Raw genomic sequence first — 15,806 nt, forward strand, 5'->3', positions numbered from 1 at the left:
ATACTTGGCGGCTTATATCTTCTGCTTACTATCACATCCTCAGTCGTCAAAGATTGAGTTTTTGGTGTGGAATCTCCACTCCGGGTTCGGAGCGAAGCCTTTACAGTGGTGTTCATCGCCCTTAACAGAAGATAACTGGATTTTAGGGGCTCTGAAATTCAAATTACCGCGCAATGACACACTCTTTGCTTTTTTCAGGATAGCCCTTACAACGATCGTCGCACCCCCAACGACAAGCACTAGACCGCCCATATTGAAGACGCTGCCCACATCCAAAGTCACGCCAAAGCCCGCTGCAAGGGCTAGCGCTCCGACCACACTCACAACTACAACGCCAAACAGAAAGGCCAGTGCGCCAATCATCTTCATAAATGTCTTCATAACCTTCCCCTTAGAATCTGCTCGGCTTAAAAAATGCTTGATTGATTTGCAGCGCCACCCACCTGAATGTTCCACCTACAAGCAGGGTAAAAATTGTTTGATAGGCTGCCAGCCAGGCCACTAAAACCCACCCGACAGTGGTGGTTAGGTTCACAGATCCCAGCTGCCCGTATGCCGCCATCATTGCAACTATGACAAAGGACGTTACGTATACTGCGGTGCTGACTTTTCCAAGGGTCCAGTTCATGGCTCTTTCCTCTATCTCTACTTCTAGTTTACCGCGACCTGCAAAAATGCAACCCCACCTCAGTGCAACAATTCGTAATTTCCAGTCCGCCATAAAAAAACCGCCCATTAAAGGCGGTCTTATTACGCACAACAAACTCGGTAAACCTTACGGCTGAACACCCCTTACTCTCCACTCACAGAACGGGCAGCGAAGAGAGGCTTCCTGCTCATACACCAGGTAGTAGTGCGTGAAACAGCTCTTACACTTTCTCATTTCTGCTGAATGGCTCTCTTCATGGGAACGAAGGGCTACCGCCAGCGCGTGAACTGAGGCCATGTCCATTGGCTCGATCTGCTTTGCCCTGGGAATGCGTTGTTCCAGTGCTCCGATCTCTTTCGTATACGTCTTGTAGGCAGCAACGACTGCATCGATATCAACCCGGCTTGCGGCTTTGGGGTGCATCGCACAGTAGATGTTCATCACCAGGCTTGCATGGAGATGGTCACCGCCTCTGGCTGTCAGGCTTTTAACCTTCTTGACCGGCCCCCGTATGTCCGGGGGCTGAACTCCACGCTGAGTCTTGATCTCATGTCTCAGCAAACGTCGCTGAGAGCTCCCCATGTTGGTGCAGTCTTCAACCACCTGGTTGGGGAACCCCAAGAGCAACATGCGGCGTGCTGATAAGCGAAGCTGGGCATTGCGAGCGTTCATGCACTGCTACTCCCTTCAGCCGGCCTTGATGTCTGTAGAATAGAACCGGGCAATCTGGGAGAAAGCGCTTTGCAGTTCGTTTTCGCTGCTCAGCGCTCGTCTGATCGTATCGGCGTTGCGCGACATGTCAAACATGCATTTATCGGCCAAGGGCTGGATCTTCAGGTAGAACTCGTGGCCACTTGAGGCAATCATTTCCACGACGTCGGGCGGGAGGTTATATTTTTGTACGGCTTTCTGAGGGTCATCAGCGCAGACCTGCGCCAGACGTGAGAGCATCATCATGTTGATCTGCTGATCACGCATGGAGTCTTCAGTAACCGAGGCGTAAACCTCGGTAACCTCGACATCCATCTCTTCGAGCATATTGGACAGGTTCAATTTCTTTGCAGAGTTGTTAGCACGCATCTCTTTTTCCTATCGACTTGAGCTTAGTTTTCAGAATCTAAAAGGTTTTGTTGGACGGACAAAACCCGGTTGCCAAATAGTCTGGCACGTTCGTTGTCGCTCCATGTGTGGTAGCGACCAATACCCAGCGCAATATCATCCGTCGACTCTATTGCTTCACGCAGTACCTGCGCACCGGTTCGTAAATTCTGTTCCAGGTCCAGCAGCTCTTCATCTGACTCGACCTTCTTCCCTCTTGTCACCTGCCAGTACGAATTCACCTGCAAGGGGCCGATGTCGAATTTGTCACCGTATCGCTCCTTGAACAGTTTGAACGCGATACGGTAGTCATTCTCATTATCGGCGTAATACCGAGCATCAAGGGCCCTGAGAACGTAGGGCCAGGGAGCTACCTGTAAGGCATCCTCACCTATTGCTCTTCCGCTTTCCGTCAAAGCCAGGGCGTATAACATCACCGGGCTGACGTTTTCGGAAATTGCGATTCGTTCGTATACAGTCCCCACTAGGAACGCAGGCGACTGTTGCTTTTCGCTAGCAGCGGTAGGGCTTGGCAAAAAGAGTGCAAAAAACACTAAAAAGCACATTACACATGAATATTCTGCAATGTGAGAATTTTGCTCCCTTTTCTGGTCGAATAAAAGTGATTCAAACGCCTGTATGGATACGGTTCGTAAACCCATTGTCAAACTCCGTCAAATCAACGCCAAAGGGTGTCTTCACTAAATAATCCAGCCGCGAGACCTATTCTATTCAGGTCATCGTCATTGCTTTCAGCTGGGCCGGCTCCGGTTTCTTGAGCCGCCTGATCGACACTCAAACCTTTCTTTTCTGTTTGTAAAAACAACTCGGGTGATTGCATAAACGCTAAACCACGAGCTGCCAGTCGGACGATCTGGCCACCTCTACTGCTCGCGCCCTGTAGTTCGTCGGTAATTTCACTAAAAGCACCTGAAATGCGCGGATTCAATCGAAGCACCTGTTTTTTATTTCCGTCGGCCCGTGGCACTGAAACCGCAGGATCTACCTGGACGTTTTCTGGCACCACGGCACCGAGCGTGGCGAGGAGCTTTAAACGCTCCCCGGCTGCACGCCCATAAGATGACAAATGATCGCGGAGGTCAGGATACTTGCCACTCACAAAACAATTGACTCGATCATTAGTCATTGGTCACCCCCTCAGGCAGCTGCCTCTTGGGACGCAATGCCCTGCCCCAGCAAGAAGTATCCTTCTGCAATCGCAGTCACTGAGTTTTCAAAAGTGACGACATGGCGGCATTCCGGGAACAGTTCACGGGCGGCATCTTCGTAGAGTTCAGCACCACCGCCAGCCAGAACCAGAATGTCGGCGACGTTATCCTGGAGCGCCATGTCACTTTTCATCTGGGCAAGGGCATATCGTGAGATTTTCTGTGCTGCGGCTTTGAGGTAGGGCCCATATTCAACAAATTCACCGTTGGCCAGCAGTTCCGGTTCACCATCCCGCATAGCCCGTTCGAGGGCCGTCTTTACAGCACCGCCAGCACCGTACTCACGACTAATGGCTTCAGCGGCTGCATCAATGACTCGGTACATCGCTCGGATCGAGGTACCAGAAGACTCCTTGATAATTCCGCCAGCTTTAAGAGTGACCCAGTCAACGCTGAAGAAGCCTGGATCGACAACTACTGTCTGGCCTTCCCGAATGATTCTGGACATGCGCTTATCACCGGAATGCTCATAAACCATCCTTACAAATGCAGCGGCGGGCTGGGGTCGAACAACAACCTTCTTAACAGTTATGGTCCGCTTCGGGGCGACCTGGTGCTCACCCTCCATCATCGCGATCAGTTCTTTGACCTTGTCTTCTTTCATCGCCTCAGAAACGGGCAGGCCAGTGACCAGCACATCAATGATGTTGCTTTCTGCCATCATCAGGCCGGCCAGAAAAGTAGCCTTGTACTGCTTGGTGGAAACGTAATCGTAATTAAGCTCACGCTTGTCCCGCATAATCATCGCCGGCTCGATAAACGCGTACCAATCCTCTCCGTCGACCGAAACAGGAACCCGACGATCGTCGACGTTATTCTCTGCATCGATGCAGTCAACTACTGGGGCAGCGCCCACCGGACGAACAAATCTCTTTGCCTGGGCAAAACCCTGGTCTTTCCCCACATATCCAGCAAGGCCTTTCGCGTTGCTATAACCGACGTCAAAACCCATTACATAGGCAGGCATAAAAGCTCCTCATACAGTAGTTAGATCACAAGGAGAGCATCCCACGATTCTGCAAACTGCAAGGGGGGAGAAGATGCTAAAAAAAGCACCAACCTGCGTCGCAATGGTTTTCTATTAATAAAGAAGACGCCAAAGGGCGTTAGAAAAGTACACCTCAGCTCCGAGTGCCCGACACAACGACGCCAAACGGGGTAGGTAATACGCTTCAGCAACTACAGATAGACCCGGAAACGCCAAACGGCGTCGCGCCGGGAGCTAAGTGCTGAAAATAAACCGATCGACCTATATCAGCCCCTTAGCGTTACACGGGATTGGTGATGCCCGAGGCAACATAGGCGGGCCTCAAATCATTTCGATTAATACAGTCGTTGTACACGGGCACTAGCCTGTTTTTGCTCCATAAAACTGTCATCAACAACCTTAAAAAATACACACCCTGAACAAAGGAACTTTGTACAAGCTGTGTAATGGCTTGCAATGGGCCCCCATTCGTCGAAAAAAACACATCCTCTCCACAGTTCTTTGTACAAGCAGTGTATTAACGTGAGCCCCATGTTGAGGTCTCAGCCGTGTACAGAACACAGCTTGAGCAAAGAGATATATATGTGGAAAAGGGGTGTAAGGAAATGGGCTTTAAGCCGGAGTGGTTTGAGCAGACGCAGCAAACCCTGTCGGAGCAGGAAGCTCTTATTACACAGGAGGCGATGGAGCTTGTAGACAGCTACTGGGCGCAGATCAAAGAGCGCAAGCGAAACGGCGAGAACGAGGGCCGGCTCGGTGTGAGGCTCATAGACCGCCAGGGGTACAAGATCCAGATTGTTTGGTACCGCAAGCAGTGGGTCGGGCCCAAGGACGACAAGAAGCTTTTCAGTAAAGCAATTCCGAAGGGCCGGATTCGTAACAGGTACCCAATGCAGAGGTTCGCGGGCTTTGCGAAGTGGGAGCAAGAACTGGTCGAAATGTACGAAGACGACTTTGCTGCCCTGCGAACGTTGAGTGGTGCTATAGCAGATCAGAGGAAGGCGATGAGCCGGGCTCGCAAAGCCTATATAGAAATGGGCTATCTCGACGAAGCGGACGACGAAGAGATCGAAGACTGAATCTGTCGCTTATGGAACCATGTTCCATCTCGGAGCGTTAATTCGGCGTGGAAGATGTGTACGCGTATAGCACTTAAAACGCATCCTCCCTGCACCGAGCCAATCTTATAGCTCGATATACTCGGTGCGCTGTGTAGCTGGACACTATGCAGCACAAATAAGAGCCCGTAAGGGCTACCGATTGCACGCATATTCACGCCACGCTCTAAGCGTGGTTTTTTTTGGCCCAAATTCAGGGGAGAACCGGTATTGCTCCGTTACGGCCAACCGCGCCCCTGGGATCTCCCTGAACTCTGCCCCGCTCTATGAAGACAATCCGAAAATAGAACCTGCATAAAAACCTCACCCACTTCAGCAATAAGCCTCCGCACACCCGGTAGTTTACTGAGGAGAGATCGCAGAGGCTGAGAAACACATGCACAGAGTCGGACATCACATCACCGGGGCCTTAACCGGGCTGGGCGTTGGTATGCATTTGTCTTCACAGGACGGAGCCGGCTTTTCTGTTCTCGGGATTAGTGTACTTGGCGGTTGGTACGGTGGTGTCTTTCCGGATTCTGTCGAGAAGATCTGGGGGATGTACTGGATTCAACACCGGACTCTGACCCACTGGGTGCCTTTGTGGTTGGCGGGCCTGGTCGCGGTACTGACGATGTCGGGCCCCCTGCCCTTCGGGTTAGGACCGGAGATCTTTGCGGCTTTGCTCGCGTTTGTACTGGGGGGACTGACCCATCTGCTTTTTGACTGGCCGAACCCCACGGGCATTCCGTTCATTCACCCCTGGTGTCGCCACTCGTTGAACTGGTGGCGCTCAGGCGAAGCGGATCTGTTGTGCGTACTCGTTTGGGGCGCTGCAATGGTAGGTTTCGGGACAACAGCGTAAGCCAGACCTTTACGGGTTTGGAGCTACACACACAAAACGAAATCCAGCCGACGCTGGGTTCGAGACCAAACTCGCACAGACGAGGTAATTGTTATGAACACAAACGTGATCGCGCTCAATGGCGTGCGGTTGTCGACACCGGTAGAGAGAGAGACACCCAACTATACGGTTTACACCGACGGAACAATTCGGGTGACTCGTAGAGCAATGGAGCTTTACGGCCAGTCCTCCCATCGTCTTGGCATCGACATCCGCCAGATCAGAACCTGGGCGCAGATGAAGGATCTTCAGATCCGCAGCTGGGAGCTGACACTTCAGGATCTGTCCGAAGATGACCGTGTAACAGAAAATGACCAGGCCACTTTCTTGAGTGTGCTCGGTATGGGCCGTGCGAGGGGGTAGCACGGCATTACTGAATGGCAGGACTTTGAACACCGAAATGCTCTACCACGACATTGCGACCGAGACCGCTGTCTATTCGACCTCTCGTCTTGATTCTCGCTCTACCAGGTATACATCCCACTCGTCATGAATATTCGGGAAAGCGGAATGCCTGGTGAGCTGCACCTCTGAGATTGAACATGAGCTGTGCTGAAACTCTGGGGCCTGGAAGAAGAACATCCAGCCGGCGTGTGCGTGATGAAGGATCTCCTCACGGTTGAAGGCGAACGTCACATCTGGATTGTTTAGTTTCGATTCGACATACCGGATCACGCGATTGACCTGAGCATGGACCTCGTCAGGATCGGTACCGTAAGCCAGGTGCTTGAGTACGGCTTCTTCACACCAATCCGCGAGCAGCTCGAAGTGGTACGGGTTTGTAAGATCAACACAAGACATCAGAGGTTCTCCGTAAGGTTTACTGAGTGGTAGTGCCCTTACGGCAGAGGGAAATTTAGGGAACGTTTTTTAGTGGCAGAGGAAGGTTAAGGGGTAATCGCAAGATACCCATGACTGATTTGATACAGGGCACTTGAGATCTCAGTTATGCACGAAGAAACACCGGAGAAGACAAAAAGCCGCCCTGGCCGCCTGGCTCGGGCTTTGAAGAGATGGAGCGATCAAGAAAATCAATATCTGAAGGAGCACTATCATACGACGCCGATGGAGGAACTTTGTTACCTTCTTGAGGGCCGATCCAAAAGTGCCATCGTTCAACAGGCAGGCGTGCTGGGTTTGTGGGGGGCCAAGCGAGTGGAAGCGCCTGAACGATGGACCCAGGAAGAGAAAGATGTTCTAAAAACGTACTATCCGGATAACGGGCTCGAAGTGTGCGCCCTTTTACTGCTGGACCGCAGTTTCAATGCCATTGCACTCAAGGTACGCCGCTTGGGGCTCAAACGCCGGGGAGGGCCCAAAACTAACCGGATAACCAAATCGGAATGGGCATACATTCTGTCCAATGTCCCATCAATGGGATTTGTTGCAGTCGCACAGATGCACGGAGATACCCCGGATAACCTGCGGGATAAGTGCTCTCGAAAAGGCGTGGACTGTGATGCCATTGACTTAGCATTCAACGATGGAGAGTTTGTAGTCGGGCCATTCACGGAAGATGAAGTATCGTATATTGAGAAGCACTTCTGGGAAGAGGGAGGTGTTCGGGTTGCCAAGGTTCTCAGGCGCTCCCCGAAGAAGGTGATCAACTTTGCAAAGCGACGGTTGAATCTGACGACGAAAGGACCGGGCGGACGCCTTGAAGGTCTAGCACCAGATTTTAGCCTGTTACTTCCGGTCTTACACACTGACAGTCCGTATCAGAGGCTGTACGACAACGGCCTCAGTGACTAGCGTATCCGCCGTGTTCAACATACAAAGGGGTCGGATCTGGCCCCTCCACCTTGCGCCTGGCCTGCCCTACCCTATCCGCTTTTAGCATCACCCGGTTGGCCCAATCCCACCAGTAGTCTTCGACTCGCCTCAGCCTGGCTGGCAGTTCGGTTTTGCCGTCACACAACAAACACTCGGAGTCGCCTACGGGGTATACGGTTCTGGGCGTGTCATTCGACAACGCTGCACGCTGGAGCTCTTGGAGATCTGCCGGCCCAACGCACCATGAGCACGGGATGCTCCCCATTGTGTCGTGAGGAAACATATCCGATTCAGCGACCGGGGCCGTGCTCACCTGGTGGAGATCTGCCAGCGCCGCATCGAGCTGATCGAACATATCGAGTTGATCTTCGTGGTCCTGGTAACCGGTACCGAGAGCCAATTGCTTTCCCATGGAGATGCATGTCGTAGTGAATATGAGCTGATTGTACCAACGACGTGAGGATCGGGTCTGGAGTAGATGCGGTTTTCCATCAAGCTCTCTTGGTAGACTTCCGGCAAACCCAAGTAGAATTCTCGTTAGATGGCAGGGCTGGCGCGACGCGGTCGCCCTACCCGTGCTGGGCACTTGCGTTTCTGGGGCTCATGCGACGATAGCAGTCAGATCAGCGTTTACAGACACGAGAGGGCAGCGGCCATGACCGACAGAGTTCGCATCAAGTATTACATTGAAACCGATAAGACTGGCTCTCGTTGCGAGGATTTCGTGGAGTTCCCCCGCAGTGAGTGGGAGGCCATGACACGAGAGCAGCAGGAACAGGAAATGAAAGAGCACGCCTTCAACTGGATGGAGTGGGGATTCAGCGAGGCTCCAGCGGAAGAGGACTCTGACGAGGCCGCCGAGGAATCATGAGCGATCACGGGAAATTCGAAGACTGGGCGAACGAGTTCGATCCGGACAGTGACCAGTGGGAAGACATGGGTCGGGACCAGGTGTTCATCGCCGGGTTACACGCTGGCCGGGCTGAGTGCCAGCCGACTATGCCTGATGAGGCTCGCGAGGCAATTCGCAGGCTCAAAGCGTTCATCATCGTTAACCACGGAGCGGACACTAAAGTATTGCGCCAGGTAAATGACTTGCTCAGCGCGGTCCCCAACCCGCTCTACGCTGACGAGCAGCCTGGGAAGGCATGAACGGTTCATGGCTCCAGAAGAAGAATCGAGGAATGTATGACTGACACCAACCACACGAAACCACAGTCGCCGGGGTTACTCGATGTGGCTGGCGGTATGCCTTGCACTCCGAAGATGTCGCGCCTGATAAACCTCGCCTCCGGGGGCAAGCACGCAGAAGCCCGCCCCGAACTGGACATGGAATCGCCTGGCGAGGCAGGTGTTGATCTCAACGAAGCCGGCTTAACTGAACTGAGAGTGTTGCGCGACCTTCTGATGGGTACTGAAATTGGTTTGGTAATGGTCGCACACGACCTACCCGCGCTTAATCGAAGCCGTGCGATCGAAGCTGGGCTCCGGCGAACCAATGAGGTACTTCAGTTGGGTCTGGCTATGGTCGACATGGAAGAACAGCTGCAACGTGCCGACGGGAAGAACCTATGGCTGAATCGTTCGATTGAGGCAATCAAACGGTCGCGCCCGTCCAGCCGGCAGATAAGGAGAGCAATTGATGACTGACAAATCGAAAAGCCGACTGGGTGAAGACCTCGAACGCATCAGCAAGATCAAGAGCGACTTCAAACGTCCACCGGCATCTGAGACCTCTGCCTTCAACGGGCTTTCTCACGCTGAGTCAGAGCGGCTGGCGGTCCTGATTGAGGAGCTGGCGGAAGCTCAACAAGCAATTGGGAAGATTCTGCGCTTCGGGTTCGATTCTACCCACCCAGAGGGCGGACCTACTAATCGCCGGGAGTTGGAGAAAGAGCTGGGGGACGTGCGCAACGCTGAGCGAATGCTCGTAGAGGCCGGCGATCTCAATAACGCGGAGATCCAGCTCAGGGCACAGCACAAGGCGCAGACGATTGGCCAATACCTTCATCATCAACCGGAATAGTCCCAGAGGCACATACTATGACCCTGGAAGAATATCGGCATGATCTTCTGTCGGAAGCAGAGCGCTTTATCAACTGGTGGAGCGAGCAGCACCTGCAAGATCCGGACGCCTTTCCGATGGACATGCCCGATGGCGAGTGGGACGAGCAGTTCCGAGCCTGGCAACAGATAGACTGACGCCCTACCCTTACGAGAGCGATATGACTTATGAGCACAAACCAACCGCAAACCTTACTGATGGAAGAAGACGGGCTCACGACTATCCTTTTTGGACCCACAGGCACCCATCGGAGCATGATCATCAGCCAGCTGGCGGAAGACGCCGGTATCTCTTATCGCGAAATGGAGGAGCGCGTCTCCCTCCAGTCACCCAGAACTACGCAGGATAAGCCTCCAACCCACTGAAGCTGCCTCAGGTACAAAAACTCACACCAACAAATAATCCTTGGACACCGTGGAGGAAACGAATGCAGGAATTGAATTGGATGGACCAGCCCAGCCTTGAGGATGTGGTCGAAGTTGCAAACCAACGTTCTCGCACTCTGGATAAATCAGCACAGGCCAACCTGGAAACTGCTTTAACAAGCTTGGGTATGACCCTGGGGGAGACAATGAGGGTTCGCCTGGCTGGCGGTCGCCAGTTGTGTTTGACCGTGGTCAGTGCGCCCCGATGGATCTCCGCGAGTGTCAGTGCTGAAATGCTGCGAAGCTCGCCTAGGAAATACATGGGAGCAGAGGTCCAGGTCACCGTCATCGGTGAGCAGAATCACAAGCCTTTGATAGTTGAGTTCAGTTTGCCGGTTATTCGTCACGACGTGAGGAGCCAGGGCCTCCTTCCGGGCTGCGACTACGAGCCCTACCTTAAAGGTAGTCTCGAATGCGACGTTGATTATTCGGCACACCGCTTGCCCCTGATCTACGCTCTTGCGGGTCTGGTCGAAAAAGATGGTTCCTTTCCGGTTCGTCAGAAATCGATCGATGAACATTCCACGGCTGAAGATGTTATCCGAGCGGAGTTCTTTACATTGCTTTCGCATGTGATCGTGTCCGTGACTCAATGGGCCGATAGCCTGCCGTTAGAGCAAGAGCAGGACTCGGAATGAGGATCATGCCGTGGGAAGTCAACGGCTTTGCCAAACAGGTAAGGCCAAGGTCCAGTATCCACATTGACCCCCAGCGGCAGTTGCACGATCGGCAGCAGCAAGCTTGCAGAAAAAAACCAGGTGGAATTTGAAACGATGATTATTAAAGACTTCACCTTCAAGCTAATGGCTATTGGGCTGCTGGGACTTCCAATGCTGGGTCATGCCAATGTCCGAGGTCTAACGCCTTCCGATGGAGCTGCATCACTGCTCCTTTCGGCTGTTGCTCTTCTGATCGGATATATGGCTATCACCGGGGCTATACAGAACTTCCGTGGTACTGGAGAGGACGAGCGCTCAGTAGGCACGGGCCTTTTCATCCTCGTAATGGGTGCGTTCATGAGCGGAAGTCTAGCTTGGATAGTTCTCAGTTGATTGGGTATACGTCTGCGAGCGACATTGAAACCAATGACGTTTATGTTCTGCACATAAAAGCAATCTTGAGCTTGTCGGCGAGCATGCCTCCCCTGGCCAGCTTGAATTATAGGGAGTGGAAAGATCATGAATTACTGGTTTGGTTTTAAAGCATTACCTGATGGAGCGGCCAGAGCTAGAGGTCCGTTCCCCGATGCAGACACCGCAAACCGTGAGCGAACAAAAGAAAAACGTGGTGACGCAGAAGTATCCCCATGGTTTGTAGCGGAAAGCGAAGATGAAGCTGAACAGAAAGCCAAGTGGCATCTGGATGGCGGGGATTTTCCTGAGAAGAATTGAGAACCGCTCTAGTTTTCTGGACTAAGCCTCATACAGCAGCAGAAATGGCCGCTCGGTTTAATTTTGAGGAAAGAGGATAAGTATATGTCACGAGATAGGAGCACTGCCGGGCCGAAGAAAAAACCGCTGACTAAAGCCGAGCGGGATTGGCTCTCTAAACTCCAATCGGTTCTGGATGAGTGCCCATCCGATCGGCTGGGGGCCTATACGATCGGTGATCCATACATCCAAATCTATGATGCGAGATTTGAGTACCAGATAAACGACCAGCTGAGCAGCGGTAACGTCGACTTTTGTTCAGCTGTATTTAAGATGGAAGCCGAGCTGATTACTGTGAGAATGCCATTCTGTGTGCATTCAACCGCTGGTTGACCTGCCGGTAGATCTCCGCCAGCTCGTTTCCCTCATCCCCCAGATTGGTCATACTGCGGCATACCTAATCGAGATCTGCTCACCAGGGGACGAAAACAGTCATGCAACCAGTGAATTTCTCAACCGGGCAGCTTACTGAGCCTGCGGAAGATGATAGACACACCGTCGTAATCATCGAGTACAACGATCTGAAAAGCTTCGCTCTCTATCTGGATATGCCTCTGGATGAAGCCAAGGCACGTTTCACCCAGCGCATGAACGACAGGGCCCCATACGAAGCACAGCACGAAGGGTGGGATGCCAAGGTCTCCCGGTTCGGAATCACCGATGAAATTCATATCTGCGGTGACTGGAATGACCAGGTGAAAGGCTTTATGGAAACCTACGGTATCTCGGGGCTGAAAGACTGAAAGCTCAGTTTCACTTTTTAGGCGATTCCCCCTGCTTCTTCGTTGTCGATGTGCGTGAACGCTGCTTCGCCTGAGCAGGCTTCTTCACGCTGGCGAGCTCAATTTTTAGTTTCGTGCTTTCTTCGGCCAGTTCGTCTTTGGCTTTCAACGCAGTTTTGAGCTCCTGGCGAAGCTGTGTCATTTCTTCACGCAACTCAGCGATTCGGTCTTCACTGGCGAGAATTCTTTCCTTCTGAGCCCCACGTTGTGCTTCAGAATACGTTGCAGTGTGCTCTGCCTCCCTCAGCTCAGACCTGACAGTAGAAAGTTCGCTTAGGGAGTCCGCCAGCTGGCCTTTTAAATTCGCGACTTGATCGCATACGACCTGATACCTGTGCTCATCTTCCCTGATTGTCATTCGGATCTTCTCGGACTCAGTGCGCTCTTCATTCAGCTCATGACGAAGACGCTCTATTTCTTCGTCTTTGGCGGACAGTTTCACGTCGGATTCGATCTGAGACTTTTCAAGGGCGACGATACGCTCGTTCAGGGCCGTGATTTCGACTTCCATCCTCTCCCCTATTTCCGCCAGCTCGTCCGCCGTGGCCATGGCCTCTTTCGCTTCTGACTCTGATTCAGCCCTTGCTTCACTAGCCTGCCGGGCGATCTCCGCCAAGAGCGCATCTTGTAGCTTCTCGGGAAGCTTCAGTGCTACCGGCTTCTGAGGGCGGCTTTGTTCCTGGAAGCTTCTCAGATGACGATGGATGGTGTTCGGGCTCCCGGTCCCGAGCCGCTGGCGAATCCTCTGGATCGTGGGAGTTTCGTCCTCAGCCTCAATTGCCTTTACGGCTTCAACGACCTGTTCGAATGTGACTCCTGTCCGCGCCATGGCTGCACCTGTTTAAGTTGAGATATGACTGAATTGTAGCATCAATACAATACATAATACACTAATACATATCATACAATACAGAACGATATGATACGGAATAGCCCAAGCGCTTTTGTGGTGTTCCTCAGTCTTAGGGTTAGCTTTTTGACGCGCACTACCACATTCCTCCTCCTCTTCTCCCAGTAGCATCCTTGCTGATCATCTTCAGTCACACACGGGTATAGAGGTATTGATATGCGACACCTCGCGATCGGAGCATCACTGGTCATCACAACTGCGCTGCTGACTGGATGGACAAGCGGGTATGGATCTTTGACAGGGTCGGAGGAGCAGGACCAGAAAGTCTCCCCTTCTCCAGCTGAGGACCATGCCGCCCAGAAGGGAGAGCATGTCGGTAGCCACGACCAAAAGATGCTGCTCAACCAGAAACTGAAGCTGGCGCAACAGCAACGCCAGTCGCTAGTGGCTGAGATAGAGGCATTGGTGCCGAAGGCTGAAGCTTTCCAGGCCACCGTCGAGAAAGATCAATCCATCGCGGTGTCCACGCCTGAGCTCGGCGTTCAGTTCACCAGTAAGAAATGGGTGGGCCAGGGTGCAGCAAAGCGGATGGACATTCGGATGCGGTTGGCCAACCGGGCGAAAGGAAGAACAATTCGCTCCGTTGTGCTTGAGGTAGACATATACCGCAAAGGTAGTGATGTGCCGGTTTCAAGCCCCACCCGGTGGATCGCCTCCTCAGTCTTTGGGTTTAGGCCATCAACGATTGTGGTGCGGTCCATTAAGCCCCTCACCGACGATCCCTTCATCCACCCTGAACTTCAGGCATCGAACGCCCTTGATATTCACCTGGTCATACGCCCTGTTGAGATCCGCTACAATGGTGAGATGGTTTCGTTGCAAGTCGACAAACCCACGACACAGCTACGTGAGATCGAGGCCAGGCACGAGTCAGTGGGGGTGCAGATTGCAGAGCTGGAGAGTCGTTTGGCTACTTTCGAAGTCGGAACTATCGGGAGAGGTAAGCAACCCTAATCTCGAACCCAGCTTTGTATTGCTGAAGCATTGCGCGTGCTCCACCCCATTGCCCGCAGGGCTTCTTTACCCCGACTCCGCAGGAGCCCCCGTGCGACCCGCGAAGCAGCACCAAGCGGGAACCCGCTTGCCCGGCACGCGCATCTTTAAATTTGCTGCTATCGTTGGACCAGGAATGTTGCGAACCCGCCCCACTGGCCTGAGAGCACCAAAGGAAACGAGATGCCTCTTAACTACTGGCAAAGCCCCCAAAACCCTGCATTGTCGCGCCTCTACGTAAGCGCAAAGGCCTTCAAGCAGTTGCCCGAGCTCGACGCAAAGGAAGTGAAGATCTGGATTGAGCCTTCAGCTTCCGCCATGGCCGGCTGGGTATTGAAAGCTAAGGGTGACGTGTCTGCGCTGGGCAAGGGCTTAATGTTTAATAAACGGGTTATTGAGGCTCTGGGCATCAACGCTTCGTTGTCCTGGGGGGAACTGGTTCAGCAGTATGGCAACAAACCCAACAAGCCGGGTCGCAAACCCCGTGGATCGGGTGCAGGCCAAAGCACTGGTTCCCCATTTGGAGCAAAGAGTGTTCTCGGTGATCAGCCCGGTGCCCGAGCCTACGAAGCGTTAAACCTCGATATCCCGTCTATCAAGATGGTGGGGCCCGTTACTATTCAGGTCGATCACCGGGAGACGGAGGCGCTGGCGGACCTGTTGGCCTCACACCCCATGATCACCGTCGAATCAGTGTCCTTGGCTCTGGGGGATATCGAGGTCGTAGATGCCGAGGGCAACCGATTGCTCATCGAGCGCAAACGCTGTGACGCCAGTGCGACAAAAACCGACTTCGAGGTGAGCATTCAGGACGACGGGAGATTATTCGACCAGTCCGAACGTCTCAAGATGGCGGTGGGGGCCAGCGACCGTCAGGTAATCCCTATCATTCTCCTGGAGGGCGACGTCTACGGGCATTCCTCTACGATGCTCTGCCAGCAGATCGATGGTGCCATTTCATTCCTGGCAGTAATCCAGAGGGTATCCGTACTGCCGGTTTATAACCTCAACCACTCTGCCTACATGATCGCCAAATTGGCATCACACTTCGTTCACGGGCTCTTTACTCCGATTTCGCTTCACAAAACAAAGCCCACGGCGATCTGGGATCAGCAGCGGTACGTGCTTGAGGCCCTGCCCGGCGTAAGCAGCAAGGTCGCCGAGATCCTTCTCGCGGAGTTTGGGTCCGTGCGTAAAGTCATGTCCGCCAGCCGGAAGGAGCTGTTGGCCGTGAAAGGCCTTGGCCAGAAGAAAGTGGATGGCCTTCTTGAGGTGCTTGATGGCGTGTCAGGGGAGTTCTGACCTGACAGTGAGCCCGTGCGATTTCCTTCATGAACACAACTCCGGAACCAGGCCAATACACCAGAGCTTCGCCCCGCCGAAACAGCACGCTCTCTTCGACCGAGAGCCTGCGATATTTCACTTCCTCTTTGCAACGACCCGCGCCCGAAAATCATAAACTT

Annotated in this window: 26 protein-coding genes; 17 read left to right on the plus strand and 9 right to left on the minus strand. The window is 53.1% G+C overall.

The window, feature by feature from the left end; genetic code table 11:
* Nucleotides 1-39 precede the first annotated feature (39 nt).
* From G7W63_RS08695 to G7W63_RS08725, 7 genes are all read right to left on the minus strand, one after another.
* On the minus strand, nucleotides 40-381 hold the full coding sequence (locus G7W63_RS08695; protein WP_166256254.1) for a hypothetical protein: 342 nt from the start codon (nucleotides 379-381) through the stop codon (nucleotides 40-42).
* 10 nt (nucleotides 382-391) lie between these two features.
* Entirely contained in the window at nucleotides 392-628 is a 237-nt protein-coding gene (locus G7W63_RS08700; protein WP_166256257.1) for a hypothetical protein, read from the minus strand.
* Nucleotides 629-775: 147 nt separating this feature from the next.
* Nucleotides 776-1,321 carry a FlhC family transcriptional regulator gene (locus G7W63_RS08705; RefSeq protein ID WP_166256260.1) on the minus strand — a complete coding sequence of 182 codons (546 nt, stop codon included), beginning with the start codon at nucleotides 1,319-1,321 and terminating at the stop codon, nucleotides 776-778.
* A 15-nt stretch (nucleotides 1,322-1,336) separates the two neighbouring features.
* Entirely contained in the window at nucleotides 1,337-1,729 is a 393-nt protein-coding gene (locus G7W63_RS08710) for a hypothetical protein (protein ID WP_166256263.1), read from the minus strand.
* Between the two features lie 23 nt (nucleotides 1,730-1,752).
* Nucleotides 1,753-2,409 carry a lysozyme family protein gene (locus G7W63_RS08715; protein ID WP_166256266.1) on the minus strand — a complete coding sequence of 219 codons (657 nt, stop codon included), beginning with the start codon at nucleotides 2,407-2,409 and terminating at the stop codon, nucleotides 1,753-1,755.
* Nucleotides 2,410-2,426: 17 nt separating this feature from the next.
* On the minus strand, nucleotides 2,427-2,894 hold the full coding sequence (locus tag G7W63_RS08720) for a hypothetical protein (protein ID WP_166256269.1): 468 nt from the start codon (nucleotides 2,892-2,894) through the stop codon (nucleotides 2,427-2,429).
* An 11-nt stretch (nucleotides 2,895-2,905) separates the two neighbouring features.
* Nucleotides 2,906-3,943, minus strand: coding sequence for a ParM/StbA family protein (locus G7W63_RS08725; RefSeq protein WP_166256272.1), 1,038 nt, complete (start codon nucleotides 3,941-3,943; stop codon nucleotides 2,906-2,908).
* A 626-nt stretch (nucleotides 3,944-4,569) separates the two neighbouring features.
* On the opposite strand from G7W63_RS08725, the gene mobI reads away from it, so the two are divergent.
* The 3 genes from mobI (at nucleotide 4,570) to G7W63_RS08740 (ending at nucleotide 6,328) form a co-directional block, all read left to right on the plus strand.
* Entirely contained in the window at nucleotides 4,570-5,043 is a 474-nt protein-coding gene (gene mobI, locus G7W63_RS08730) for a conjugative transfer protein MobI(A/C) (protein ID WP_166256275.1), read from the plus strand.
* A gap of 415 nt (nucleotides 5,044-5,458) precedes the next feature.
* On the plus strand, nucleotides 5,459-5,926 hold the full coding sequence (locus tag G7W63_RS08735) for a metal-dependent hydrolase (protein WP_166256278.1): 468 nt from the start codon (nucleotides 5,459-5,461) through the stop codon (nucleotides 5,924-5,926).
* A gap of 93 nt (nucleotides 5,927-6,019) precedes the next feature.
* Nucleotides 6,020-6,328, plus strand: coding sequence for a hypothetical protein (locus G7W63_RS08740; RefSeq protein ID WP_166256281.1), 309 nt, complete (start codon nucleotides 6,020-6,022; stop codon nucleotides 6,326-6,328).
* A 72-nt stretch (nucleotides 6,329-6,400) separates the two neighbouring features.
* Here G7W63_RS08740 and G7W63_RS08745 read toward each other — a convergent pair whose 3' ends face one another.
* Nucleotides 6,401-6,766: a hypothetical protein gene (locus tag G7W63_RS08745; RefSeq protein WP_166256284.1), complete on the minus strand. Its 366-nt coding sequence runs from the start codon at nucleotides 6,764-6,766 to the stop codon at nucleotides 6,401-6,403.
* Between the two features lie 147 nt (nucleotides 6,767-6,913).
* Here G7W63_RS08745 and G7W63_RS08750 point away from each other — a divergent pair, with 147 nt between their 5' ends.
* The 12 genes from G7W63_RS08750 (at nucleotide 6,914) to G7W63_RS08805 (ending at nucleotide 12,401) form a co-directional block, all read left to right on the plus strand.
* A complete protein-coding gene (locus tag G7W63_RS08750; RefSeq protein WP_166256287.1) occupies nucleotides 6,914-7,717 on the plus strand; it encodes a hypothetical protein in 804 nt (267 codons plus the stop codon).
* A gap of 292 nt (nucleotides 7,718-8,009) precedes the next feature.
* Nucleotides 8,010-8,198 carry a hypothetical protein gene (locus G7W63_RS08755; protein ID WP_166256289.1) on the plus strand — a complete coding sequence of 63 codons (189 nt, stop codon included), beginning with the start codon at nucleotides 8,010-8,012 and terminating at the stop codon, nucleotides 8,196-8,198.
* 195 nt (nucleotides 8,199-8,393) lie between these two features.
* Nucleotides 8,394-8,609 carry a DUF7167 family protein gene (locus tag G7W63_RS08760; protein ID WP_166256292.1) on the plus strand — a complete coding sequence of 72 codons (216 nt, stop codon included), beginning with the start codon at nucleotides 8,394-8,396 and terminating at the stop codon, nucleotides 8,607-8,609.
* Nucleotides 8,606-8,890 (plus strand): hypothetical protein, encoded by a 285-nt coding sequence (locus G7W63_RS08765; RefSeq protein ID WP_166256296.1) that lies wholly within the window; start codon nucleotides 8,606-8,608, stop codon nucleotides 8,888-8,890. Before G7W63_RS08760 ends, G7W63_RS08765 begins: the two co-directional genes overlap by 4 nt.
* 36 nt (nucleotides 8,891-8,926) lie before the next feature.
* Nucleotides 8,927-9,388: a hypothetical protein gene (locus G7W63_RS08770; RefSeq protein WP_166256299.1), complete on the plus strand. Its 462-nt coding sequence runs from the start codon at nucleotides 8,927-8,929 to the stop codon at nucleotides 9,386-9,388.
* Nucleotides 9,381-9,764, plus strand: a complete 384-nt coding sequence (locus G7W63_RS08775; RefSeq protein ID WP_166256302.1) for a hypothetical protein — start codon at nucleotides 9,381-9,383, stop codon at nucleotides 9,762-9,764. The genes G7W63_RS08770 and G7W63_RS08775 overlap by 8 nt, the downstream gene beginning before the upstream one ends.
* 17 nt (nucleotides 9,765-9,781) lie before the next feature.
* Nucleotides 9,782-9,940, plus strand: a complete 159-nt coding sequence (locus G7W63_RS08780; protein ID WP_166256305.1) for a hypothetical protein — start codon at nucleotides 9,782-9,784, stop codon at nucleotides 9,938-9,940.
* A gap of 30 nt (nucleotides 9,941-9,970) precedes the next feature.
* The gene (locus G7W63_RS08785; RefSeq protein WP_166256308.1) at nucleotides 9,971-10,168 is read left to right on the plus strand and encodes a hypothetical protein; all 198 of its coding nucleotides are present in this window, start codon (nucleotides 9,971-9,973) and stop codon (nucleotides 10,166-10,168) included.
* A 62-nt stretch (nucleotides 10,169-10,230) separates the two neighbouring features.
* Nucleotides 10,231-10,866 (plus strand): hypothetical protein, encoded by a 636-nt coding sequence (locus G7W63_RS08790; RefSeq protein ID WP_166256311.1) that lies wholly within the window; start codon nucleotides 10,231-10,233, stop codon nucleotides 10,864-10,866.
* A 63-nt stretch (nucleotides 10,867-10,929) separates the two neighbouring features.
* Nucleotides 10,930-11,280, plus strand: coding sequence for a hypothetical protein (locus tag G7W63_RS08795; protein ID WP_166256314.1), 351 nt, complete (start codon nucleotides 10,930-10,932; stop codon nucleotides 11,278-11,280).
* Nucleotides 11,281-11,406: 126 nt separating this feature from the next.
* On the plus strand, nucleotides 11,407-11,619 hold the full coding sequence (locus G7W63_RS08800; protein WP_166256317.1) for a hypothetical protein: 213 nt from the start codon (nucleotides 11,407-11,409) through the stop codon (nucleotides 11,617-11,619).
* A gap of 473 nt (nucleotides 11,620-12,092) precedes the next feature.
* Entirely contained in the window at nucleotides 12,093-12,401 is a 309-nt protein-coding gene (locus G7W63_RS08805) for a hypothetical protein (protein WP_166256320.1), read from the plus strand.
* Between the two features lie 10 nt (nucleotides 12,402-12,411).
* Here the strand turns inward: G7W63_RS08805 and G7W63_RS08810 are convergent, their stop codons facing one another.
* Complete coding sequence (locus tag G7W63_RS08810; protein ID WP_166256323.1) at nucleotides 12,412-13,269, minus strand: DNA-binding protein; 858 nt, start codon at nucleotides 13,267-13,269, stop codon at nucleotides 12,412-12,414.
* Nucleotides 13,270-13,506: 237 nt separating this feature from the next.
* On the opposite strand from G7W63_RS08810, the gene G7W63_RS08815 reads away from it, so the two are divergent.
* Nucleotides 13,507-14,304 (plus strand): hypothetical protein, encoded by a 798-nt coding sequence (locus G7W63_RS08815; protein WP_166256326.1) that lies wholly within the window; start codon nucleotides 13,507-13,509, stop codon nucleotides 14,302-14,304.
* A gap of 222 nt (nucleotides 14,305-14,526) precedes the next feature.
* A complete protein-coding gene (locus tag G7W63_RS08820) occupies nucleotides 14,527-15,645 on the plus strand; it encodes an ERCC4 domain-containing protein (protein ID WP_166256329.1) in 1,119 nt (372 codons plus the stop codon).
* The last annotated feature ends 161 nt before the right edge of the window (nucleotides 15,646-15,806 follow it).

Source organism: Marinobacter salicampi, assembly GCF_011074795.1.
Taxonomy (GTDB): domain Bacteria; phylum Pseudomonadota; class Gammaproteobacteria; order Pseudomonadales; family Oleiphilaceae; genus Marinobacter; species Marinobacter salicampi.

What these genes read in the sequence shown, in the direction of transcription:
- G7W63_RS08695 (WP_166256254.1), bottom strand. Translation starts at nt 381, where the DNA reads ATGAAGACATTTATGAAGATGATTGGCGCACTGGCCTTTCTGTTTGGC.
- G7W63_RS08700 (WP_166256257.1), bottom strand. Translation starts at nt 628, where the DNA reads ATGAACTGGACCCTTGGAAAAGTCAGCACCGCAGTATACGTAACGTCC.
- G7W63_RS08705 (WP_166256260.1), bottom strand. Translation starts at nt 1,321, where the DNA reads ATGAACGCTCGCAATGCCCAGCTTCGCTTATCAGCACGCCGCATGTTG.
- G7W63_RS08710 (WP_166256263.1), bottom strand. Translation starts at nt 1,729, where the DNA reads ATGCGTGCTAACAACTCTGCAAAGAAATTGAACCTGTCCAATATGCTC.
- G7W63_RS08715 (WP_166256266.1), bottom strand. Translation starts at nt 2,409, where the DNA reads ATGGGTTTACGAACCGTATCCATACAGGCGTTTGAATCACTTTTATTC.
- G7W63_RS08720 (WP_166256269.1), bottom strand. Translation starts at nt 2,894, where the DNA reads ATGACTAATGATCGAGTCAATTGTTTTGTGAGTGGCAAGTATCCTGAC.
- G7W63_RS08725 (WP_166256272.1), bottom strand. Translation starts at nt 3,943, where the DNA reads ATGCCTGCCTATGTAATGGGTTTTGACGTCGGTTATAGCAACGCGAAA.
- mobI (WP_166256275.1), top strand. Translation starts at nt 4,570, where the DNA reads ATGGGCTTTAAGCCGGAGTGGTTTGAGCAGACGCAGCAAACCCTGTCG.
- G7W63_RS08735 (WP_166256278.1), top strand. Translation starts at nt 5,459, where the DNA reads ATGCACAGAGTCGGACATCACATCACCGGGGCCTTAACCGGGCTGGGC.
- G7W63_RS08740 (WP_166256281.1), top strand. Translation starts at nt 6,020, where the DNA reads ATGAACACAAACGTGATCGCGCTCAATGGCGTGCGGTTGTCGACACCG.
- G7W63_RS08745 (WP_166256284.1), bottom strand. Translation starts at nt 6,766, where the DNA reads ATGTCTTGTGTTGATCTTACAAACCCGTACCACTTCGAGCTGCTCGCG.
- G7W63_RS08750 (WP_166256287.1), top strand. Translation starts at nt 6,914, where the DNA reads ATGCACGAAGAAACACCGGAGAAGACAAAAAGCCGCCCTGGCCGCCTG.
- G7W63_RS08760 (WP_166256292.1), top strand. Translation starts at nt 8,394, where the DNA reads ATGACCGACAGAGTTCGCATCAAGTATTACATTGAAACCGATAAGACT.
- G7W63_RS08765 (WP_166256296.1), top strand. Translation starts at nt 8,606, where the DNA reads ATGAGCGATCACGGGAAATTCGAAGACTGGGCGAACGAGTTCGATCCG.
- G7W63_RS08770 (WP_166256299.1), top strand. Translation starts at nt 8,927, where the DNA reads ATGACTGACACCAACCACACGAAACCACAGTCGCCGGGGTTACTCGAT.
- G7W63_RS08775 (WP_166256302.1), top strand. Translation starts at nt 9,381, where the DNA reads ATGACTGACAAATCGAAAAGCCGACTGGGTGAAGACCTCGAACGCATC.
- G7W63_RS08780 (WP_166256305.1), top strand. Translation starts at nt 9,782, where the DNA reads ATGACCCTGGAAGAATATCGGCATGATCTTCTGTCGGAAGCAGAGCGC.
- G7W63_RS08785 (WP_166256308.1), top strand. Translation starts at nt 9,971, where the DNA reads ATGAGCACAAACCAACCGCAAACCTTACTGATGGAAGAAGACGGGCTC.
- G7W63_RS08790 (WP_166256311.1), top strand. Translation starts at nt 10,231, where the DNA reads ATGCAGGAATTGAATTGGATGGACCAGCCCAGCCTTGAGGATGTGGTC.
- G7W63_RS08800 (WP_166256317.1), top strand. Translation starts at nt 11,407, where the DNA reads ATGAATTACTGGTTTGGTTTTAAAGCATTACCTGATGGAGCGGCCAGA.
- G7W63_RS08805 (WP_166256320.1), top strand. Translation starts at nt 12,093, where the DNA reads ATGCAACCAGTGAATTTCTCAACCGGGCAGCTTACTGAGCCTGCGGAA.
- G7W63_RS08810 (WP_166256323.1), bottom strand. Translation starts at nt 13,269, where the DNA reads ATGGCGCGGACAGGAGTCACATTCGAACAGGTCGTTGAAGCCGTAAAG.
- G7W63_RS08815 (WP_166256326.1), top strand. Translation starts at nt 13,507, where the DNA reads ATGCGACACCTCGCGATCGGAGCATCACTGGTCATCACAACTGCGCTG.
- G7W63_RS08820 (WP_166256329.1), top strand. Translation starts at nt 14,527, where the DNA reads ATGCCTCTTAACTACTGGCAAAGCCCCCAAAACCCTGCATTGTCGCGC.